The organism is Bacillus sp. B1-WWTP-T-0.5-Post-4, from assembly GCF_009183795.1.
Lineage (GTDB): Bacteria > Bacillota > Bacilli > Bacillales > Bacillaceae_G > Bacillus_A > Bacillus_A cereus.
The window spans coordinates 382,744-403,841 of record NZ_WEIJ01000001.1 but is presented as its reverse complement, the minus strand read 5'-3'; the positions used below and the strand labels follow the sequence as shown (position 1 = coordinate 403,841).

Sequence of the window (21,098 nt, the reverse complement as noted above, 5' to 3'; positions counted from 1 at the left end):
CCTATCACTCCCTCTGTAATAAGTTATTTACCGTAGTAGAAACCATTCCCCAGCTTTGTTTAAATTCTTTAAGTTGTTCTAATCCTTTATCGGTTATGTGATAATATTTTCGCTTTGGACCGAGTGAGGAAGCTTTTAATGTGCCTTCGATCAATTTTTCTTTTTGCATACGTAATAATAACGGATAGATGCTTCCTTCGCTTACGAATGTAAAGCCATGTTTATTTAATTTTGTGCTCAGTTCATATCCGTACACTTCTTCTTGTGAAATGATGTATAGGATACAACCTTCTAGTACACCTTTTAACATTTGGCTGTGCATGATTTCACCACCTTTTACTCAGGTAACTTGCGTTGCAAGGTAGCTGTTATCCGGATTATAACATTCAGTAACTTGCAACGCAAGTTACTGAAGTGGAAAACTTTAATGAGTGTTAATTTTTCAATGTTTCCCATACTAACGAGAGGAGGGAAGCGTATGAAACCATTTATGCCAAAACTCGTGTACTTTGAACCGAAGGCACTTGAATATCCACTTGGAAAAGAGCTTTATGAGAAGTTTACGAAGATGGGATTAGAAATTCGTGAAACGACATCCCATAATCAAATTCGGAATTTGCCGGGTGAAAATGATTTACAAAAGTATCGTAATGCAAAAGCAACGCTTGTCGTTGGGGTGAGGAAGACATTAAAGTTTGATACTTCAAAACCGTCAGCTGAATATGCAATTCCGCTTGCAACAGGATGTATGGGACATTGTCATTATTGTTATTTGCAAACGACACTTGGGAGTAAGCCTTACGTTCGCGTGTATGTGAATCTTGATGAAATATTTGAGAAGGCACAGCAATATATGGATGAAAGAGCACCTGAAATCACAAGGTTTGAAGCTGCTTGTACATCAGATATCGTTGGGATTGATCATTTAACACATGCATTAAAGAGGGCGATTGAATTTATTGGAGAAAGTGAGCATGGGCGTTTGCGTTTCGTTACGAAATATTCGCACGTTGATCATTTGTTAGATGCAAAACATAATGGGAAAACGCGTTTCAGGTTTAGTATTAATTCACGGTATGTAATTAAAAATTTTGAACCAGGGACATCACCGTTTGAAGAAAGAATTGAAGCTGCTCGTAAAGTAGCAGGCGCGGGTTATCCACTTGGTTTTATAGTTGCGCCACTTTATATGCATGAAGGATGGGAAGAAGGATACCGTGAACTATTTGAGCGACTGTACAATGCGCTGAAGGATATGACGATACCAAATTTAACGTTTGAATTAATTCAGCATCGTTTTACAAAACCAGCGAAAAAGGTTATTCAAGAGCGTTATCCAAATACGAAGCTTGAAATGGATGAAGAGAAGCGGAAGTATAAATGGGGACGATATGGCATCGGAAAATATGTATATAAAAAGGATGATGCAGCAGTATTGGAAGAAACGATAAGAGGTTATATAAATGAGTTTTTTCCTAATGCAGAAATACAATATTTTACTTAAGGGGGGTCTGTATGCAAATACAGATTCTTTTTTGTTTTATATATTTAGGCTCGTTTTCAACTTGTCACGTTATTCTTTCTGGTGTATCATTTTATTGATTGCTTCGTACGGAATAAGCAAAATGAACTTGGATGGAGGAAACCGATGCCTACCCCTAGTATGGAAGATTATATTGAACAAATTTATTTGTTGATTGATGAAAAGGGTTACGCCCGCGTATCTGATATTGCTGAAGCGCTTAGTGTACATCCATCCTCTGTAACAAAAATGGTGCAAAAATTAGACAAAGATGAATATCTAATTTATGAAAAATATAGAGGGCTTGTATTAACAACAAAAGGTAAAAAAATCGGAGAACGTCTCGTATATCGTCATGACTTGCTAGAGCAATTTATGCGTATTATCGGTGTGGATGAAAGTAAAATTTACAATGATGTAGAAGGAATTGAACATCATTTAAGTTGGGAAGCGATTGATCGCATTGGTGATTTAGTGCAATACTTTGAACAAGATGCAGTCCGAGTGGAAACGCTTCGCGGTGTTCAAAGAGCAAATGAAGAGAAAAGTAATTAAGGGGAACGTATGGCGTTTCCTTTTTTATTTCAATTCGAAAAGGATGGGAGAATTATGAAAGCAATTATTTTTGATTTTGATGGATTAATTGTGGACACAGAAACGATATGGTTTCACTCTTTCAGAGATGCTGTTCGTGAATACGGCGGGGAACTACCTTTAGAGGAATTTGCGAAATGCATTGGAACAACAGATGAGGTACTTTATACATATTTAAATGATCAATTAAAAGAGAAGTTTAACAAAAGTGTATTAAAAGAAAAAGTGGCAACTTTACATAAAGAGAAAATGAGAATACCAGAAGCTCGTGACGGGGTAAAAGAATATTTAGAAGAAGCGAAAGAAATGGGATTAAAAATCGCACTAGCTTCTAGTTCTTCTAGAGAATGGGTTATTCATTTTTTAGAAGAGCTACAAATTCGAGAATATTTTGAAGTAATTAAAACGAGAGAAGATGTTGAGAAGGTAAAACCAGATCCAGCTCTTTATCGAGTTGCAATAGAAGAATTAGGAATTAAGCCATCTGAAGCTGTTGTATTTGAAGACTCATTAAATGGATTGAGAGCAGCAGTTGCAGCGGGATTAACGTGCGTTGTGGTACCTAATGATGTGACACGGAATTTACCGTTTGAAAATCATCATCTTCGAATTGAAAGTATGAGAGAGAAAAGTTTAAAAGAAGTGCTTCAAAGTATAAAAAAAGACCGTATTTCCTAAAAGGAAGCACGGTCTTTCTTTTTGCTTTTTTTGCCTTCAATGACAGTTAAATGAGACTGTTTTCTTTTTCGTTTCAAAGTGGAAGAATTCCCTTTTTTACTTTTGTCATTAGAAGTATTTGACTTAAAGAAAGAATTGCCTAGGGGTGCTACATTTTGTTTCCCATGTTTGCGGTTCGATTGTTTTGCCGCACGCTTATATGAGCTTTGCGAATTTGCGGAACCACTGGAATTTGTAAACATCTTGTATAGCAAGTAAAAGATACCGACAACAAGTAACATGTACCCGATATTTCTTAATACACCCATGGGATTTGTAATAACAGATGAAACAAGGCCGAATATTGCCAATCCGATAATAAGCACAAATATAGCGAAAGTAAACGAACGACCGTTCATAAGGGACACCTCCTAAAAACATATATTGAAATTAGTATATTAACGATGAGGAAAGGAGTTGAACACCATTTTTAAATAATTATTGTTTGTTCTCTAAACGTAATAATTCTTCAAACGATGCAATTGCTACTTCCACTTGATCATCTGTTGGTTCTTTCGTTGTTAATAGTTGTAGCCATAATCCAGGATATCCAAGTACGCGTAATACGGGAATATCTCGTAATCGATTTGTAAATTGCAATACTTCAAAAGAAATACCAAGTACAACTGGAATTAATAAAATCCTGTTTATAACTCGTGCCCAAAGAGGATCTGTAGGGACTAGGAAATAAACGAACATTCCAATAATGACTGTAAATATAATAAAGCTACTGCCGCATCTATAATGGAGACGAGTTTGCTTTTGAACGTTTTCTACAGTCAGAGGAAGGTTATTCTCGTAAGCATTGATTACCTTATGCTCTGCACCGTGATACTGAAATACCCGCTTAATAAGTGGGGTTAAAGAAATAAAGTATATATAGCTCAATAATAGCATGAGCTTAATGACACTTTCGACAATGATTTGCCCAGTATGAGATGGGAAAATCGGTCTCGTTAATTCAGCTAATAGTGCAGGAACTGCTGTGAAAATGACTTTACCGAATATAAAAGATAAAACGCCAACAGCTGCAACTCCTAATACCATCGTTAATTTTGATTGTTCTTCTTTTTTATTTGCAATTTGTTCATCATCTTCTGGGTGGACGTCAAATCGTTCTGAAGCGAAGTTTAAATGCTTTGCTCCATTCGCACTTGCATCCACAATAGCGGCAATCCCTCGTAAAAATGGAATTTTTTTTAGGGTAGATAGTACTTTATTACGAACGCGTGGTAATCGATAAAATTCAATCGATTTATCTTTACGACGAACCGCTGTAACAGTATATTCTCTACCGCCAAACATAACTCCTTCTATGACCGCTTGCCCGCCATATATTTGTTTTGACTCTTCTGCCATGTTAACACCAACCTGTATTTGTTTCTCTCTTATGTAGAAAAAGAGGCAATTGTCATACTGGGTTCTGTCGTTTTGAAATAAGACAATCACCGAGTTTCCTTTATTTTATCGGCAAATACAAGTAGATGACAAGGGAAAATGTTATGAGAGTCGGACATTTCTTATTCTTTTTATAGACAAATTTCGCAGGATTTAAACATGCTTCAAAATAGTTTCGGGCATACTATTGAGCGGAGGTGTCGATGTGAGTCAAGAACAATTAGGAACAAGGAATTTTGTGCAGATTGGTTTGTTTGGTGGAATCTTTTGGGGCGGGATCTGGTATTTCCTTCATATATTTTCATTCACGGAGGCGGGACCGAATTATTTCCTTTTACCATTTGCGTTTGGAAGTTGGAAAGAGGGTGTATGGGGCAATGTGTTCGGAATAGTGTGTATGGGACTTCTTTCAATTTTGATCGCCTTTTTGTATAAAGCATTTTTTGCGAAGTTTGAAGGGATTATAGCGGGAATTATTTATGGGCTATTTTGGTGGGCACTACTGTTTTGGGGGATGGGTTTAATGGCTCCTGTTATTAAAAGTGCGCTCCATTTACCAAAAGAGACAATTGTGACGACAATATGTATTTTTATATTGTATGGTGTGTTTATAGCATATTCTGTTTCTTACGCAGTAAATAGCAATAAAGCAGAACAAGAAGGGCAAGAGAAGACGAACTATTCAAATAAGTAACTCCTATGTTAAAATATTGTATAGATATTTAATATTAAGGAGTTTTAAGAATATGAAAAAGTTACTCCTCGTAAACGGTCCTAACCTAAATCGCCTCGGTGTTCGTGAGGTAAATGTATATGGAAAGGGCACGCTAGCGACACTTGAAGCAGATATGAAGCAAGAAGCAGAAACAATGGGAGTGGAGTTAGAATGTTTCCAATCGAATCATGAAGGTGCCATTATCGACATTATTCATGAAGCGGAAGATATATATGAAGGGATCATTTTAAATCCGGGAGCATTTACGCATTATAGCTATGCGATTCGTGATGCCATTGCGAGCATTTCGATTCCTGTTATTGAAGTACATATTTCTAACATTCATCAGCGTGAATCGTTCCGTCATGAATCTGTGACGGCAGCTGTTTGTGCAGGTCAAATTGTAGGATTTGGTTTTTATGGCTATAAGTTAGCGTTATTTGCATTAATGGAGAAATTGAGGGAGGCATAAAGTAATGGAGAAAATTGAAAGATTACGAAGTGCATTTGATGAGGCTGGCATTGACGGTATTTTGTTAACAAATGAACATAGTCGTAGATATATGGCTAACTTCACAGGAACAGCAGGCGTTGTTCTTATTTCAAAAGATCGTGCTCAATTTATTACAGATTTCCGTTACGTCGAGCAGGCAAGTAAACAAGCGGTTGGATATGAGGTTGTACAGCACGCAGGATTGATCATTGATGAAGTGGCAAAGCAAGTGAAAGAGCTTGGAATTCAAAAACTTGGTTTTGAGCAAGATACTCTTACATATAGTTCTTATTCAGTGCATAAGGAAGCGATTGATGCTGAATTTATCCCGACTTCTGGACTTGTAGAAAAGTTACGCTTGATAAAGACTGATTCAGAGATTAAGATATTAAAGGAAGCTGCACAGATTGCAGATGCTGCCTTTGAGCATATTCTATCATTCATTCGCCCGGGAGTATCTGAAATTGAAGTGTCAAATGAACTTGAATTTTTCATGAGAAAACAAGGAGCAACATCTTCTTCGTTTGATATTATCGTTGCTTCAGGTCTTCGTTCGGCATTACCGCACGGCGTGGCATCTGAAAAAGTGATAGAAACAGGAGATTTCGTTACATTAGACTTCGGCGCTTATTACAAAGGATATTGTTCTGATATTACTCGTACGATTGCAGTCGGTGAACCATCTGATAAATTAAAAGAAATTTATAATATCGTTTTAGAAGCACAATTACGTGGTGTGAACGGTATTAAAGCTGGTTTAACAGGTCGCGAGGCTGATGCGCTAACGCGTGACTACATAACGGAAAAAGGATATGGTGAATACTTTGGACACTCTACTGGTCATGGAATAGGTCTTGAAATCCATGAAGCACCAGGTTTAGCGTTCCGTTCTGATATAGTACTTGAACCAGGTATGGCTGTAACAGTAGAGCCAGGTATTTATATTCCAGGTATTGGCGGCGTACGTATTGAAGATGATATCATTGTGACAAGTGAAGGTAATGAAGTAATTACGAAATCACCAAAAGAACTTATTATTTTGTAATACACAGGAGGATTTTTTTACATGATTTCAGTAAACGATTTTCGTACAGGTTTAACAATTTCAGTGGACAATGCCCTTTGGCAAGTACTTGATTTCCAACACGTAAAGCCAGGTAAAGGTGCTGCATTCGTTCGTTCTAAACTACGTAATCTTCGCACAGGTTCTGTTCAAGAGAAAACATTCCGTGCAGGTGAGAAAGTAGAAAAAGCACACATCGAAAACCGTCGTATGCAATACTTATACGCAAGCGGTGAGGCTCATGTATTTATGGATAACGGAACTTATGAGCAAATCGAACTTGGTGAAAAACAAATCGAGCGCGAGCTTAAATTCCTAAAAGAAAACATGGAAGTAGCAATTATGACTTACCAAGGCGAAGTACTTGGTGTTGAACTTCCAAACACAGTTGAATTACAAGTTACAGAAACAGAGCCTGGTATTAAAGGTGATACTGCTTCTAACGTAACAAAACCAGCTACATTAGAAACTGGTCTTGTTGTACAAGTACCAATCTTCATTAACGAAGGCGAAATGCTTATCATCAACACTGGTGAAGGTAAATACGTTTCTCGTGCATAGTAAAAAAGCACTCGTGATAATTCACGAGTGCTTTTTTTATAGGAAATAGGGTAGATAGTAAATAGCTGTTATTATAAAACTGACTAAAACAAGTGAAAGAGTACCCATAATAGATGGAGTCAAAACAATTTGAAATGGTTTTATTTCGCCAGTCTCAACGCCAGTTAATGTTTTACTTATTGCGTGATCTGTAATGTTATTTCTATGGTTACTCATAATAATTAACCACATAATTGCAAATATTGCTAAACTACCAAGGAAAAAGGTCTCTATAAATGACCAACCGACTAATAATGAAAAAAGATAAATAAGAGCTAATTCTACTACAACGGTTAAACTAATTTTCAATGCCTTCATATTTTTCCTCCTCATTTTGTAATTTCAACCAGTTTAAAAAATTTTTACGTGACACGACATGCAGAGAGCAAGGTGACTTTACTTCTTTCTCTAGTGCAGCGTGTTCGTCTGGAAACTTGTTTTCCACATGCAATGAAATATAAGGTAGTTTTTCTTGTGCTTTTAGTGAGCGGATATTATTCGTTTTAGCACCAGCAAATACGTAGGAAAGTTGTAAGTCTAAAAAGGCGATTTTAAAGATTTCTTTTTTAGCAGCCTCGTTATAGCCTTTTCCCCAGTACGGATAGCCGAGCCAACTACCAATGTGAGATTGCTTTTTTTCATTATTAATATGTTTAAGTGTGGTGAGGCCAATTATTTCATTTTCTTCATTCACAATCATTCTCGATAAGGATTTCTTTTGACGCTCTTCTTCTATTGCGAAAAGAAGAAATGTTTTCGTGTCTTCGATGTTTTCTACCGTTATTCCCAATGCATTTTTTATATGTGGATCACTTGATAGCTCGAAAATCACATTTGTATGGCATAAATCTAGTGGTAATAAAGTGACGTGTTGCATGGTTTAAACCTCTTTTAAACTAAATATACCATAATATACCATGAAATAATATGAATATTCAGATTGTAATTCGGAATTTAGAGAAAAATTATGTTTTTACTTCTGAAATAGACAACCTCTGCATATGGTTGTACAAATATATTCTTTTTTAGAATACGAAGTTAGTAACTGTTACGGGAGAAGGTGGAAGAATGAAACAGTGGCTAGCGGCAATGGAAACATCCGTGCTTGTTATGGGGGCACTTCGATTATTTTCAGGTAGTGCGGAGATATTTGCTGCTTTGCTTATGCTTTATGTGAATGATGCGAAGAAAGCGTTGTTTATAAATGGTATGTTGGCGTTTGTTGGACCTACCGTATTAATTTTAACAATGACAATTGGGATAGCGAGTGTAGCAAGTGAAATTTCTTTCTTGAAGCTCTTTTTTCTAGCGCTTGGAATTTGCTGTATTTTTATCGCATTACTGAAATAGTAAGTCGAGTATAGTGGGGAGAAGCCGATGAAAGAGGTATTAGAAGTTTTACCAAAAACGATGAAGTACTTAATTGAAGAATGTAAGCAATACGATGCTTTAGAGGAAATTCGTGTTCGAATTGGAAGGCCGCTAGAGTGTATTGCACACGGAAAGGTGTTTTTTTATGACTATATCACTACTGCAGAGGATGCTATTTACTTATTGAATAAGTTAAGTCAATTCTCAATTTATACGATGGAAGAGGAATTAAAACGTGGGTATGTGACGCTTCGCGGAGGGCATAGAATCGGGTTAGCAGGAAAAGTCATTACAGAAAAAAGCGCAGTGAAAATGATTCGTGATGTCTCTTCCTTTAATATTCGTATTGCTCGTCAAAAAATAGGGATTGCTGAACCGCTTTTGCCATATTTGTATGAAAAAAGGTGGTTAAACACGATGGTAATTGGCCCTCCCCAAACGGGAAAAACGACACTCTTAAGAGATGTAGCACGTTGCATGAGTCAAGGGGTAAGTGCTTCGGAAATTCCTTCCTGTAAAGTGGGGATCGTTGATGAACGGTCAGAAATTGCTGGTTGTGTGAAAGGGATCCCGCAATATGATTTTGGTACCCGAGTCGATGTGTTAGACGCATGTCCAAAGGCAGAAGGAATGATGATGATGATTCGTTCTATGAGTCCTGATATTTTGATCGTAGATGAAATTGGCCGTAAAGAAGATAGTGAAGCAATTATGGAGGCAGTGCATGCAGGTGTCCAGCTTTTTATAAGCGCACACGGATTTTCCTATGAGGATGTTGTGAGACGTCCATCGCTCAAGGCAGTGCTAGAGCTTGGTATATTTGATAGGTTTGTGGAGTTGTCAAAAGCGAGGGGTCCAGGAACGGTTATGCAGGTGAAAGATAAATATGGAAAACCAGTGTTATCAAATAGAAAGGCTGAGGGCGTATGGTGAAAATATTTGGTGCAGTGTTAATCGTTGCGGTCAGCACCTTTTTCGGGTTTTCGTACGCTAAAAGATACAGTGAGAGACCGAGGCAACTTAGGTTATTAAAATCAGCACTTCAATCATTAGAGGCAGAAATTATGTATGGACACACACCTTTATCTGAGGCTGCCGAGCGATTAGTTAAACAAATGCCAAAGCCATTAAATTGGATATTTCAAAGTTTCGCTAAAAAACTAGAAAGTGGAGAACAAACAGTAAGGGAAGCTTGGATAGATAGTTTGAAAGAGAATTGGAAGTTGACGGCTTTTCAACAAACCGAGTATGAAATACTGCAGCAATTTGGTGAAACGCTAGGGCAACATGATCGTGAATCACAACAAAAACATATTCGCTTATGTATTACACATTTGGAGAGAGAAGAAGAGGAAGCGAAAGCTTTACAACTGCAATACGAAAAAATGATTAAGAGCTTAGGGGTACTAGCAGGGCTACTTATTGTAATTTTACTGCTATAGGGGGGAGAAAGGCGATGTCCATTGATGTTGGATTAATATTTCAAATCGCCGGAATCGGCATTGTTTTAGCTTTCATTCATACTGTACTAAAAGAATTGAAGCGTGAGGATATTGCAAATTGGGTTATCCTTGTCGGTTTTGTCGTCATTTTATTTCATGTTGCATTTTTAATTAATACGCTATTCGACAAGATTAAAAGTGTCTTTCTCTTCCAGTAAAGGAGGCGGTTCGAATCGAAATTATACAAATTGTCGGATTAGGCCTCGTTGCTACGTTTTTAGCTGCTGTTTTGAACCAGCATAAATCTAGTATTACATCTTTATTTATTGTGTTCGTAGGTAGCGTGATGTTTCTTATTTTAATCGATCAAATTCATTCTATTTTACAAATGATTGAGAGAGTTGCGAGTGAAGCGAAAGTTAGTAACGTCTATGTGGAAACGTTACTAAAGATTATTGGAATTGCTTATATTGCCGAGTTTGGAGCTCAAATTACAAAAGATGCTGGTCAAGGTGCCATCGCTTCGAAAATTGAACTTGCTGGGAAAATCTTAATTCTCGTTATGGCAATTCCTATTTTGACGGTTGTAATTGAAACTATTCTCGGATTTTTACCGACGGGATAAGGGGGAGTGAATGTTGAGGAGGTTTGGAGCTAAGCTGCTATTTGCTTGCTTCCTTTTCTTTTCTTTACCAGTTGTTGTACAAGCTTCTCCTGTAGAAACAAACGTCGTTGATCAACAATTGGATAAGCTCGGAATTGAAGATGTGAAGCAATTTTGGGACGGGCTTGTTACAAAATATGGAGGCTATTTGCCAGAGAGTCAAAAAGGGAGTTTTATGGAGTTTGTAAAGGGAGAAAAAGAATTCTCTCTAAAAGAGTGGATGATAGGGTTATTAAAATATTTATTTCATGAGCTTGCAGCTAATGGAAAACTGCTTGGCACACTCATTATGCTCACAATCTTTAGTGCATTGTTGCAATCACTGCAATCCGCTTTTTCAAAAAGTAGTGTAAGTAAAATTGCTGATGCTGTTGTATATATGGTACTTATTATTTTTGCTTTAAATAGTTTTTATGTCGTTATGACATATGCAAGAGAAACGATACAAACAATGGTAGATTTCATATTAGCGCTATTGCCAATTTTATTGGCGCTTATAGCGACTGGTGGCGGGGTTGTATCTGTATCTTTCTTTCATCCGATTATCATTTTCTTAATGAATACAAGCGGGCTTCTTATGAATTATATCGTTCTACCGCTTTTATTACTGGCAACGATATTAAGTATTGTAAGTACAATGAGTGATCAATATAAAGTGACGAAATTGTCCAAGCTTCTGCAAAACGTTAGCGTTGGGATTATCGGTATCTTTTTAACGATTTTTTTAGGGGTATTATCTGTACAAGGAACAGCAACAGCTGTTGCTGATGGAATAGCTGTGAAAACTGCTAAATTTGTAACAGGGAACTTCATTCCAGTAGTCGGAAGGATGTTTACAGAAGCGGCAGATACTGTTATTAGCGCATCAGGATTATTGAAAAACACAGTCGGAATTATTGGGCTCGTCATTTTATGTTTAATTGTTGCTTTTCCAGCGATTCAAATTTTCTGTATCGCATTTATTTATAAATTCGCAGCAGCAGTATTGCAACCGGTTGGCGGCGGAGCAATTATTCAATGCTTAGACATTATTGGACGAAGCATCATTTACGTATTTGCTTGCTTAGCTATCGTATCATTTATGTTCTTTTTAAGTATTACAATTATTATTGCTGCGGGGAATATTACACTTATGATGCGGTAGGAGGTGAAGAGTATGCAATTTGTTACAGAGTGGATCAGAAATATTATCGTTTTTTTGCTCTTAGCGACAATGCTTCATCTTATTCTTCCAAATTCGAATTTGCAAAAATACGTTAAATTCGTTGTAAGTCTTTTGTTAGTCGTATTAATTTTAACACCTCTTTTTAAACTATTGCAGACAGATGTAAATGAAGTAATTGCAAATTTTAATGAAGAAAAGTACGTAGCAGAAGGATCTGTAAAAAATTCAATAGATTCGAAGAAAAAAGAAATACAAGCTCTAACACGTGCATATAGTTTAGAAGAGATGGCTACCAAAATGAAAAAAGAAGTAGGAAAAGAGTTTGAGAAACAGTATGGTATGTCAGTCTCTGAAATACAAATAGTCGCAGCGGAAAGCACAGCGGAAGTAAAGTCAGCGAAAGATATTCAATCTGTTGTTGTGACGTTAAAAGAAAAAGAACGTAGTAAAAATGATGCAATCGAAACAGTAAAACCAGTTGAAATTAACACGAAAGAACCACCGAAAAAAGTAGAGGAAACGAATGTAGAAATGAAAGACTTCTTTTCAAGCAGGTGGCAACTAGAGAATAAACAAATCCAAGTTCAAATGGAAGGGAGGACAGGTAGAGTAAATGGACAATAAAGATAAAAATTCGAAGTTCTCATTTTTTCGAAACTTATTGAATGGAGATGAAAAAGAAAGTAATGAGAAGGGAAGAAAGGTAACACCTAAGTTCTTACTTGTCCTACTCATACTTGGAATGTTGCTTATGTTTTCTAGTAGTTTTTTTTCAAGTAAAAAAGAAGAAGTACCTGTATTTAAAGAACAAAAAACTCAAAACCAGGAAAAAGATGTACCAACTTTTGGACAAAAAAATAATGATAATATGTCAAATGTAGAAAAATATGAAAAAGCGTATGAACAAGAATTAAAAACTGCTTTAGAAGAAATAGCAGGAGTAAAAGACGTAACGATTAAAGTGAATTTGGATTCATCTGAAGAAAAAATTTTAGAAAAAAATACAGTGAAACGCTCACAAACAACAGGTGAAACAGATAAAACAGGCGGTAAGAGAGAAGTAGAGGACGAGTCTCTTGATGAAAAGACTGTCATTATACGTGAAGGGGATAAAGAAACTCCTGTTGTTTTACGAACAGAGAAGCCGAAAGTACGTGGTGTTCTTGTCGTAGCAAAGGGAGTGGATAATATACAAGTTAAAGCAATGGTAAAAGAAGCTGTGATAAGGCTGCTAGATGTACCGGCCCATCGCGTTTCAGTTTCACCGAAAAATTGATAGGGAGGAAATAAAGTGTTAAAAAAACAAACAGTTTGGCTATTAACGATGTTAAGTTTAGTTGTTGTACTATCTGTGTATTACGTGACAACTCCTGACAAAATGAATACAGCATCGCCAGCAACAGGTGAAAAGATTGGACAAGAAAAACAAGGTACTGATAAAGCAGTAACAAACGAAGCGCCTAAAGAAACTCCGAAAAAAGAAAATACAAGCAAAGAAACAACAAATAAAGAAACAGACAAAAAAGAAAATGCAAAAAAAGAAACAAGTAAAAAAGAGGGCAATGTATCAGTTCAATCAAGTGATGAGAATTTCACAGCTTTACGTATGCAAATGGAAGATCAGCGTAGTGAAGAGAAAGCAAAATTACAAGAAGTGATGAATTCTTCGAAATCTTCAGCGACAGAAAAGAGTAAAGCGAAAGATAACTTTGATGCAATCACTACAATGGAAACGAAGCAAGAATTACTTGAGACAGTAATTAAATCTCAAGGAGGATATCCAGATGCTCTTGTAAGAGCTGATGGTACTGATATTAGAGTAACGGTTAAAGCGGCAAAACATTCACAGAAAGAAGCAAATAAAATTATTCAACTTGTAAGAAGTGAAGGCGGATCAAAAGATGTAGGTGTGAAATTTGATCCACCAGCGAAATAAGTGAAACTTTAATCCGTAGGGATTTCCCTGCGGATTATTATCTTTTACTAAGCAAAGGGTATGCAAATAGTAAAAAGAGTATGTAAGTACGTGTGAATAGAAAAAAGCTATCATTTTCGATAGCTTTTTTCTATTTCGTCTTTGTAATTATTTTTACTATGTTCAACTCGGAACGGAGAAATACGTTGTGAGTAAAAGATTAGTGGTTCATGGTACTGATGATTACTTTTTCCGGATTTGACGTGGATGAAAAGAACGCATGCCCAAACGATTACAGCAGGTAAAAAGAGAATGAGCCATATCATATTTCCACACCTCGACACAATATATTTTCTACACTTTGAACATACTATTCTTATATGAAGGAATGATGAACGGCGTGTAAACAAAAAAATAATATTTGGTAAAAATATGTTATTGACTATAGGTGTGGTGAAGAGTGGAGAGGGAATGGCATGTTTGCTGTGTAACGTTTTGAAAAAGTAGTGAATGTTTTTTTTAGAAGTGGTCTTGCCAATTTCATGTGAAACTTGGTATTATTACTAGGTATTAAATTTTTTATTGGAATAATATTTTTACAGGAATTTCGATTTATTATAAAGAAATATAAATTGGAATGTTTAAAAAATTTATCGTAAGATGGAAATAGTAAATATTTCTATTAGTTAATGAAATATATTTTCTAATAGAGTACATCGTATTTTTACAGTCAATCTAGTTTTCGTGACGAGAATCTGTAAAAACGGGACAAACAAGAGTATGGGAGTGGATTTTACATGTTTAAAATTCAAGAAGTTCGCGAATTAATTAAATTAATTGATAGCTCTAATATTGATGAATTTGAATACAAAAAAGACGGTACAACAATCAAAATGAAAAAGCGTGGTAATGAAGTTGTTGCTGTGCAAGCACCTGCAGCAAAACAAGCTATGCAACCAGTAGCGCCTGTTGAAGTTGAAACGAAAGTAGCAGCAGCACAAGCAGAAGCACCAAAACAAGAAGAGAAGAAGGCTGTTCAAAATGAAAACCTACATAAAATCACATCACCGATGGTAGGTACATTCTATTCTTCTTCTTCGCCTGATACCCCTCCATATGTAAGTGTTGGGGATAGAGTATCGAAAGATTCTATCGTATGTATTGTCGAGGCTATGAAGTTATTTAACGAAATTGATGCTGATGTAGAGGGCGAAATTGTTGAAATTCTTGTTAATAACGGACAACTTGTTGAGTATGGACAACCGCTATTTCTTGTAAAAGCGTAATAAGGGAGTCTTTGTGATGATAAAAAAAGTATTAATAGCCAATCGTGGGGAAATTGCTGTACGAATTATTCGTGCTTGTAAAGAAATGGATATTGAAACAGTTGCAATTTATTCAGAAGCAGATAAAGAGTCACTTCACGTACAGATTGCAGACGAGGCGTATTGTGTAGGACCAACGATTTCGAAAGAAAGCTATTTAAATTTGACAAACATTATTAGCGTTGCGAAGTTAACAGGCTGCGATGCTATTCATCCGGGATACGGATTTTTAGCAGAGAATGCAGATTTCGCAGAGTTATGCCGTGAATGTAACTTGATTTTTATCGGTCCAAGTCCAGAAGCTATTTCAAAGATGGGCACAAAAGACGTTGCTCGTGATACAATGAAAGAAGCAGGGGTTCCGATTGTACCAGGTTCACAAGGGATTATTAAAAATACCGAAGAAGCGATCGAGCTTGCTAATCAAATTGGATATCCAGTTATTATTAAAGCGACTGCAGGTGGCGGCGGAAAAGGTATTCGTGTTGCACGCCATGAAGAAGAGCTTATAAAAGGAATTCAAATTACACAGCAAGAAGCTAGTACCGCTTTTGGGAACCCTGGTGTATACTTAGAAAAGTACGTTGAAGATTTCCGCCATGTTGAGATTCAAATAATGGCAGATACACACGGAAATGCCATTCATTTAGGAGAGCGTGATTGTACAATTCAGCGCCGTTTGCAAAAACTATTAGAAGAAAGTCCATCACCTGCACTTGATGAAGATATTCGCAAGCAGATGGGTGAAGCGGCAGTTAAAGCGGCGGTAGCGGTTGATTATACAGGTGCTGGTACGGTTGAGTTTATTTATGAATATAAAACGAAAACCTTTTATTTCATGGAGATGAATACGAGAATTCAGGTTGAGCATCCGGTTACTGAAATGGTAACGGGAATGGACTTAATTAAAGAGCAAATTCTTGTTGCTTCAGGAGAAAAGTTATCGTTACAGCAAGAAGAAGTACAATTTAATGGTTGGGCAATTGAATGTCGAATTAATGCGGAAAACCCTGCCAAAAAATTTATGCCATCTCCAGGTAAAGTAGAAATGTATTTACCACCAGGAGGATTTGGTATTCGCGTCGATTCAGCTGTATATCCGGGATATTCAATCCCACCTTTCTATGATTCGATGGTTGCTAAATTAATTGTTCACGGAAAAACACGTGAAGAGGCAATTGCAAAAATGAAGCGCGCACTTAGTGAATTTGTCATTGAAGGCGTACATACAACAATCCCGTTCCATTTGCAATTGCTAGATCATCCTGATTTTGTAAAAGGTGAGTTTAATACGAAATTTTTGGAAGAGCATGAACTTGTGACGCAGTGATACATTAAAGGAGGTTTTTTTCATGGCTGAACATATGTTAGATATGGGTCAAGATACAACTCTTGGTAAAGTAGAAATTGCACCAGAAGTAATTGAAGTAATTGCAGGTATTGCAGCTGCAGAAGTAGAAGGTGTAGCGGCAATGCGCGGTAATTTTGCTACAGATGTTGTTGAGAAGTTAGGTAAGAAAAATCATGGTAAAGGTGTAAAGGTTGAATTAGCAAACGAAGATATTATCGTTGACCTTTATGTTGTAATGTATTTTGGTGTAGCAATTCCAGTTGTTGCACAAAAGATTCAAGACAATATTCGCCAAGCACTCTTTACAATGACAGGACTTGAGCCAAAAGAAGTGAATGTTCACATCGTTGGCGTAACATTCGAAACACAAAAAACAGAAATCGAACCAGTGTAAGAATGAAAAGGTGCCTAGTAACATAGGCATCTTTTTTATCGTTTCATTTCTTCACAAATTACAACCCTCTAATTATTATACTATTTCAAAAAATAAGAAATAAACAAGAAGATGTTTCGTTTTTCCAAAAAACGTACATTGTGATAAGATATGGAACTTGAAGTTAATCTTTTTATTATTTTTCAGCCTTGTAACCCGTGTGTGAAACGATAAATTGTGTTATTATCATTGTATTATAAGGTTGGAAAATCAATGAAAACTGTAAGAGTAAGTGAATTGACGGCTTATAAATTATAATAATATAACAAAGTATAAGGAAAGACTTGAAGCATAAAGGAGAGTTACAATGAAACGTAGGACGGCTAGAGAAAGAGCAATGCAAGCATTATACCAAATGGATATTACAGGTGAATTAGAACCGAAAGTAGCAGTGGAAAACACGCTAGATGAAGGCGAAGAAACAAATGAGTTTCTAGAGTCACTTGTAGTAGGTTTTGTAGAAAATAAAGAAGCAATCGATGAAGCGATTCGTCAAAATTTAAAAAAGTGGAAGCTTGAGCGTATTAGTATTGTTGATCGCAGTATTTTACGTGTAGCTGTGTATGAAATGAAATACATGGAAGAAATTCCACACAACGTAACAATTAACGAAGCAATTGAAATTGCTAAAACATTTGGGGATGAGGAATCTCGTCGTTTTATTAACGGCGTTTTATCTAATATAAAAGATACACTGTAAATTCTTTAAGGGGGAATCTTAAAATGGTAGCAGTAATCATCAAAGGAAATGAAGTTGCGGAGAAAAAACGAGCACAATTAACAGAAGAAGTTGTGAAGTTGAAAGAGCAAGGTATTGTACCAGGATTAGCAGTTATTTTAGTTGGAGAAGATCCAGCATCTCGTTCTTATGTGAAAGGAAAAGAAAAAGGCTGTGAACAAGTAGGGATTTACTCAGAGCTAATTGAACTTCCTGAAACAATTACTGAGGAACGTTTGCTTGCTGAAATCGATCGCTTAAATGGCGATGACCGTATTAATGGCATATTAGTGCAATTACCTTTACCAAAACATATTGAAGAAAAAGCTATCATTGAAAGAATTTCACCAGAAAAGGATGTAGACGGATTTCACCCAATCAGCGTGGGACGTATGATGACGGGACAAGATACATTCCTTCCATGTACACCGCATGGTATTGTAGAATTAGTAAAAGAAACAAATCTTGATATTTCTGGAAAACATGTAGTAGTAATTGGAAGAAGTAATATTGTCGGTAAACCAGTGGGGCAATTGTTTTTAAATGAAAATGCCACTGTCACATATTGTCATTCTAAGACGCAAAATATGAAAGAGTTATCGAAGTTAGCTGATATTTTAATCGTAGCTGTTGGACGACCTAAAATGATAACAGCGGATTATATTAAAGAAGGGGCGGTTGTAATTGACGTTGGTGTTAACCGTTTAGAAACAGGAAAACTTTGTGGTGATGTTGACTTTGACAACGTGTTAGATGTTGCGGGTTACATTACACCTGTGCCAAAGGGTGTTGGTCCAATGACAATCACAATGCTTCTTCATAATACTGTTGAATCTGCCAAACGTGCAGGTGTCGTTTGTAAATAATTTGAGTCGGCTATGAGGAGAGAGAAATGGAGAAGCAATATTTAACCGTTACAGCGTTAACACGCTATATAAAAACAAAAATAGAATATGATCCGCATTTGCAGTCTGTTTGGTTAAAAGGTGAAATTTCCAACTTTAAAAATCATAGCCGTGGCCACATGTATTTTACATTGAAAGATGAAAATGCAAGAATCGCAGCGGTTATGTTTGCGGGCCATAATCGTAATATTAAATTCAAACCGGAAAATGGGATGAAGGTACTCGTGAAAGGGAAAATCTCTGTTTACGAGGCGAGTGGTTCTTATCAAATTTATATTCAAGACATGCAGCCTGACGGAGTCGGAAATTTACATTTAGCGTACGAACAGTTAAAAGTTCGTTTAGAAGAAGAAGGACTTTTTTCTCAAGTTTATAAAAAAGCGATTCCTCCTTACGCTAAAACAATAGGTGTGATTACGTCGCCAACAGGAGCAGCGATTCGTGATATTATAACAACGATTAAACGTCGTTATCCAATTGGGAATGTTATTGTATTTCCGGTACTTGTACAAGGGGAGTCAGCGGCTCCCTCGATTGTACAAGCGATTCGTACAGCGAATGAAATGGGAGAGATAGATGTACTAATCGTTGGTCGTGGTGGAGGTTCTATTGAGGAATTATGGGCTTTCAATGAGGAAATGGTTGCAAGAGCAATCTTTAAGAGTGAAATCCCTATTATTTCGGCAGTAGGCCATGAAACGGATTTTACAATCGCAGATTTTGTTGCAGATTTACGCGCGCCAACACCGACCGCAGCAGCTGAGCTGGCAGCACCTAATATTATAGAGTTACAAGAAAAGGTATTACAAAGAACTCTGAGATTGCAAAGAGCAATGAGAGAGTTAGTACATAAAAAAGAAGAAAAACTACAAGTGTTGCAAAAATCGTATGCGTTCCGTTATCCAAGACAAGTATATGAGCAAAAGGAAGAGCAATTAGATAGAGCGCTAGAACAGCTTGTTTTAGCGAAAGAGCGCTATATTGATAAAAAGGTGAATCAGTTAAAGCAACTTTCATTTTATTTAGAGAAGCACCACCCATCTCAAAAAATTGTGCAAACGAAGGTAGCTGTGGAAACGTTGCAAAAGCAATTACAACGTGAAATGCAAACGTTACTTCAAACGAAAGAATTTGCCTTTGTAAGAGCTGCTCAAAAACTTGAAGCGTTAAGTCCGCTTAAAGTAATGATGAGAGGGTACGGGCTTGTATATGATGAAGAGAAGCAAGTGTTAAAAAGTGTGAAAGATGTAAGCCTTGGAGATGCTGTTTCAGTTCAATTACAAGATGGAATACTAGATTGTAGCGTATCAGGCATAGAGGAGCGTGAATTGAATAATGGAAAATAAATTAAGCTTTGAAGAGGCAATTTCGCAACTTGAGCATCTTGTTTCTAAGCTAGAACAAGGTGACGTACCTTTAGAAGAAGCGATTTCTTATTTTAAAGAAGGTATGGAATTATCTAAGCTTTGTGATGAGAAGCTGAAGAATGTACAAGAACAAATGGCAGTTATTCTTGGGGAAGATGGAGAGCTTGAACCGTTTACTGCTTTAGGAGATGAAGCATAGTGACGATTGCTTTTGATACTTTTTTGAAAGAAAGTAAAACTTTCGTAGAAGAAAAACTTGTAAGCTATGCAAATGGATTACAATGTCCAAATGTACTTCGTGAAGCGATGGCATATTCTTTGGAAGCGGGTGGAAAACGTCTCCGCCCGTTACTTTTGTTTGCAACATTACAAGCGTTTGGGAAAGAAAGAAATCTTGGAGTAGGTGCAGCTTGTGCTCTTGAAATGATTCATACATATTCGTTAGTTCATGATGATTTACCTTGTATGGATGATGATGATTTAAGAAGAGGAAAGCCCACAAATCACAAGGTATTTGGTGAAGCGATGGCAGTTTTAGCAGGAGATGGCTTATTGACATACGCTTTTCAAGTTATTATGGCATATGAGCAAAAAGAAATTTCTGCTGAAAAAAAAGTAAGACTTGTACTTGAACTCGCAAAAGCAGCAGGACCAGAAGGAATGGTTGGCGGACAAGTGGCAGATATGGAAGCGGAAGGGAAACGCCTTACGATTGATGAATTGGAGTACATCCATAAACATAAGACCGGAAAACTACTTGAATTTGCTGTACTTGCGGGTGCGATACTTTCTGATGCGACAGAAGAGCAAGAAGAAAAGTTGCTTACGTTTGCCAAATATATCGGTCTAGCTTTCCAAATTCGAGATGATATTTTAGATGTCGAAGGAACTGAAGAAGAGATTGGAAAACCGATTGGTAGCGATCTTTCTAATGAAAAGAGCACATATACGACGTTGTTTACTGTAGATAGAGCAAAGGATATTTTAGAAGAAACAATTGCAGAAGCAAAAGGTGCGATTAGCTCCTTGCAATTACAAGATGAATATTTACTATCTATTTGCGATTTGATTGCAAAACGTAATAACTAATATAACAGCGTTTTCATTTGTTGAGTCATTCATCATTTTATGATATAAATGTAGGAAAAGGTTTTTCTTTTCTTGTTATTGGCAAAAATATATGTAGATTACATTGCCGTTATCACTTCGTGTTAGCGGCTATTTTTTTCATCGCCTGAAGAAATATGGTTTATAATAGGATTAAGGCGCAATAGACTGGTTAATAGCGGGACAAGACGAAAAATAGAAAAGAGAATTTCTTGTTTTGTGTAAATGTTTTT

30 protein-coding genes are annotated in these 21,098 nt (G+C 36.6%); 24 read left to right on the top strand and 6 right to left on the bottom strand.

Annotated features, from left to right (window positions below; all coding sequences use genetic code 11):
* Positions 1-4 precede the first annotated feature (4 nt).
* Positions 5-322 carry a PadR family transcriptional regulator gene (locus GBN91_RS02210; protein WP_000556079.1) on the bottom strand — a complete coding sequence of 106 codons (318 nt, stop codon included), beginning with the start codon at positions 320-322 and terminating at the stop codon, positions 5-7.
* A gap of 156 nt (positions 323-478) precedes the next feature.
* Here GBN91_RS02210 and splB point away from each other — a divergent pair, with 156 nt between their 5' ends.
* The 3 genes from splB to GBN91_RS02195 all read left to right on the top strand — a co-directional run bounded on the left by splB (position 479) and on the right by GBN91_RS02195 (position 2,794).
* Positions 479-1,504, top strand: a complete 1,026-nt coding sequence (splB, locus tag GBN91_RS02205; protein WP_000802121.1) for a spore photoproduct lyase — start codon at positions 479-481, stop codon at positions 1,502-1,504.
* Between the two features lie 144 nt (positions 1,505-1,648).
* Entirely contained in the window at positions 1,649-2,077 is a 429-nt protein-coding gene (gene mntR, locus GBN91_RS02200; protein WP_001143084.1) for a transcriptional regulator MntR, read from the top strand.
* A gap of 54 nt (positions 2,078-2,131) precedes the next feature.
* A complete protein-coding gene (locus GBN91_RS02195; RefSeq protein WP_025687934.1) occupies positions 2,132-2,794 on the top strand; it encodes an HAD family hydrolase in 663 nt (220 codons plus the stop codon).
* Here GBN91_RS02195 and GBN91_RS02190 read toward each other — a convergent pair.
* Complete coding sequence (locus tag GBN91_RS02190; protein WP_001014463.1) at positions 2,791-3,192, bottom strand: SA1362 family protein; 402 nt, start codon at positions 3,190-3,192, stop codon at positions 2,791-2,793. The genes GBN91_RS02195 and GBN91_RS02190 overlap by 4 nt on opposite strands.
* A 79-nt stretch (positions 3,193-3,271) precedes the next feature.
* Complete coding sequence (locus GBN91_RS02185) at positions 3,272-4,192, bottom strand: DUF1385 domain-containing protein (protein WP_000807121.1); 921 nt, start codon at positions 4,190-4,192, stop codon at positions 3,272-3,274.
* 244 nt (positions 4,193-4,436) lie between these two features.
* Here GBN91_RS02185 and GBN91_RS02180 point away from each other — a divergent pair, with 244 nt between their 5' ends.
* The 4 genes from GBN91_RS02180 to efp are packed head-to-tail and all read left to right on the top strand — an operon-like array spanning position 4,437 to position 7,063.
* Positions 4,437-4,925: a YqhR family membrane protein gene (locus tag GBN91_RS02180; protein WP_137049698.1), complete on the top strand. Its 489-nt coding sequence runs from the start codon at positions 4,437-4,439 to the stop codon at positions 4,923-4,925.
* 52 nt (positions 4,926-4,977) lie between these two features.
* Positions 4,978-5,418: a type II 3-dehydroquinate dehydratase gene (aroQ, locus tag GBN91_RS02175; protein WP_000735140.1), complete on the top strand. Its 441-nt coding sequence runs from the start codon at positions 4,978-4,980 to the stop codon at positions 5,416-5,418.
* 4 nt (positions 5,419-5,422) lie between these two features.
* Positions 5,423-6,484 carry a Xaa-Pro dipeptidase gene (pepQ, locus tag GBN91_RS02170; protein ID WP_000411039.1) on the top strand — a complete coding sequence of 354 codons (1,062 nt, stop codon included), beginning with the start codon at positions 5,423-5,425 and terminating at the stop codon, positions 6,482-6,484.
* Positions 6,485-6,505: 21 nt separating this feature from the next.
* Entirely contained in the window at positions 6,506-7,063 is a 558-nt protein-coding gene (efp, locus tag GBN91_RS02165) for an elongation factor P (protein WP_000626516.1), read from the top strand.
* A gap of 36 nt (positions 7,064-7,099) precedes the next feature.
* Here efp and GBN91_RS02160 read toward each other — a convergent pair whose 3' ends face one another.
* Together GBN91_RS02160 and GBN91_RS02155 are read right to left on the bottom strand one after the other, a co-directional pair.
* Positions 7,100-7,420, bottom strand: coding sequence for a hypothetical protein (locus GBN91_RS02160; RefSeq protein ID WP_000645571.1), 321 nt, complete (start codon positions 7,418-7,420; stop codon positions 7,100-7,102).
* On the bottom strand, positions 7,401-7,979 hold the full coding sequence (locus GBN91_RS02155) for a GNAT family N-acetyltransferase (RefSeq protein ID WP_001164981.1): 579 nt from the start codon (positions 7,977-7,979) through the stop codon (positions 7,401-7,403). The genes GBN91_RS02160 and GBN91_RS02155 overlap by 20 nt, the downstream gene beginning before the upstream one ends.
* A 191-nt stretch (positions 7,980-8,170) precedes the next feature.
* Here GBN91_RS02155 and GBN91_RS02150 point away from each other — a divergent pair, with 191 nt between their 5' ends.
* Genes GBN91_RS02150 through GBN91_RS02110 form a run of 9 tightly spaced genes read left to right on the top strand, consistent with a single transcriptional unit; the run spans position 8,171 to position 13,680 of the window.
* The gene (locus tag GBN91_RS02150) at positions 8,171-8,452 is read left to right on the top strand and encodes a YqhV family protein (protein ID WP_000816050.1); all 282 of its coding nucleotides are present in this window, start codon (positions 8,171-8,173) and stop codon (positions 8,450-8,452) included.
* A 27-nt stretch (positions 8,453-8,479) separates the two neighbouring features.
* Positions 8,480-9,406, top strand: coding sequence for a stage III sporulation protein AA (gene spoIIIAA, locus GBN91_RS02145; protein WP_000665905.1), 927 nt, complete (start codon positions 8,480-8,482; stop codon positions 9,404-9,406).
* Positions 9,400-9,915 carry a stage III sporulation protein SpoIIIAB gene (gene spoIIIAB, locus GBN91_RS02140; protein ID WP_000238702.1) on the top strand — a complete coding sequence of 172 codons (516 nt, stop codon included), beginning with the start codon at positions 9,400-9,402 and terminating at the stop codon, positions 9,913-9,915. Before spoIIIAA ends, spoIIIAB begins: the two co-directional genes overlap by 7 nt.
* Positions 9,916-9,929: 14 nt before the next feature.
* The gene (spoIIIAC, locus tag GBN91_RS02135) at positions 9,930-10,133 is read left to right on the top strand and encodes a stage III sporulation protein AC (RefSeq protein ID WP_000020914.1); all 204 of its coding nucleotides are present in this window, start codon (positions 9,930-9,932) and stop codon (positions 10,131-10,133) included.
* Between the two features lie 23 nt (positions 10,134-10,156).
* On the top strand, positions 10,157-10,540 hold the full coding sequence (gene spoIIIAD, locus GBN91_RS02130; RefSeq protein WP_077393170.1) for a stage III sporulation protein AD: 384 nt from the start codon (positions 10,157-10,159) through the stop codon (positions 10,538-10,540).
* A 10-nt stretch (positions 10,541-10,550) separates the two neighbouring features.
* Positions 10,551-11,723, top strand: a complete 1,173-nt coding sequence (gene spoIIIAE, locus GBN91_RS02125) for a stage III sporulation protein AE (RefSeq protein ID WP_000946110.1) — start codon at positions 10,551-10,553, stop codon at positions 11,721-11,723.
* A gap of 12 nt (positions 11,724-11,735) precedes the next feature.
* Positions 11,736-12,368: a stage III sporulation protein AF gene (gene spoIIIAF, locus GBN91_RS02120; RefSeq protein WP_001161052.1), complete on the top strand. Its 633-nt coding sequence runs from the start codon at positions 11,736-11,738 to the stop codon at positions 12,366-12,368.
* Complete coding sequence (spoIIIAG, locus tag GBN91_RS02115; protein WP_000368881.1) at positions 12,358-13,020, top strand: stage III sporulation protein AG; 663 nt, start codon at positions 12,358-12,360, stop codon at positions 13,018-13,020. The genes spoIIIAF and spoIIIAG overlap by 11 nt, the downstream gene beginning before the upstream one ends.
* A gap of 15 nt (positions 13,021-13,035) precedes the next feature.
* Positions 13,036-13,680: a SpoIIIAH-like family protein gene (locus GBN91_RS02110; protein ID WP_000914709.1), complete on the top strand. Its 645-nt coding sequence runs from the start codon at positions 13,036-13,038 to the stop codon at positions 13,678-13,680.
* A gap of 110 nt (positions 13,681-13,790) precedes the next feature.
* On the opposite strand, the gene GBN91_RS02105 is transcribed toward GBN91_RS02110, so the two are convergent.
* Complete coding sequence (locus GBN91_RS02105; RefSeq protein WP_000638000.1) at positions 13,791-13,985, bottom strand: hypothetical protein; 195 nt, start codon at positions 13,983-13,985, stop codon at positions 13,791-13,793.
* A gap of 471 nt (positions 13,986-14,456) precedes the next feature.
* Between GBN91_RS02105 and accB the strand changes: the two genes are divergently transcribed.
* From accB to ispA, 8 genes are all read left to right on the top strand, one after another.
* Entirely contained in the window at positions 14,457-14,945 is a 489-nt protein-coding gene (accB, locus tag GBN91_RS02100; protein ID WP_000472859.1) for an acetyl-CoA carboxylase biotin carboxyl carrier protein, read from the top strand.
* 16 nt (positions 14,946-14,961) lie between these two features.
* Entirely contained in the window at positions 14,962-16,314 is a 1,353-nt protein-coding gene (gene accC, locus GBN91_RS02095; protein ID WP_000592870.1) for an acetyl-CoA carboxylase biotin carboxylase subunit, read from the top strand.
* 22 nt (positions 16,315-16,336) lie between these two features.
* A complete protein-coding gene (locus GBN91_RS02090; RefSeq protein WP_000807630.1) occupies positions 16,337-16,729 on the top strand; it encodes an Asp23/Gls24 family envelope stress response protein in 393 nt (130 codons plus the stop codon).
* Between the two features lie 346 nt (positions 16,730-17,075).
* A complete protein-coding gene (gene nusB / locus GBN91_RS02085; RefSeq protein WP_000830247.1) occupies positions 17,076-17,468 on the top strand; it encodes a N utilization substance protein NusB in 393 nt (130 codons plus the stop codon).
* A 23-nt stretch (positions 17,469-17,491) separates the two neighbouring features.
* On the top strand, positions 17,492-18,352 hold the full coding sequence (gene folD, locus GBN91_RS02080; RefSeq protein ID WP_000226732.1) for a bifunctional methylenetetrahydrofolate dehydrogenase/methenyltetrahydrofolate cyclohydrolase FolD: 861 nt from the start codon (positions 17,492-17,494) through the stop codon (positions 18,350-18,352).
* A 26-nt stretch (positions 18,353-18,378) separates the two neighbouring features.
* The gene (xseA, locus tag GBN91_RS02075) at positions 18,379-19,737 is read left to right on the top strand and encodes an exodeoxyribonuclease VII large subunit (RefSeq protein ID WP_152121227.1); all 1,359 of its coding nucleotides are present in this window, start codon (positions 18,379-18,381) and stop codon (positions 19,735-19,737) included.
* A complete protein-coding gene (gene xseB / locus GBN91_RS02070) occupies positions 19,727-19,957 on the top strand; it encodes an exodeoxyribonuclease VII small subunit (protein WP_000428423.1) in 231 nt (76 codons plus the stop codon). The genes xseA and xseB overlap by 11 nt, the downstream gene beginning before the upstream one ends.
* Entirely contained in the window at positions 19,957-20,847 is an 891-nt protein-coding gene (gene ispA, locus GBN91_RS02065) for a (2E,6E)-farnesyl diphosphate synthase (protein WP_000150380.1), read from the top strand. The genes xseB and ispA overlap by 1 nt, the downstream gene beginning before the upstream one ends.
* Positions 20,848-21,098: the final 251 nt, after the last annotated feature.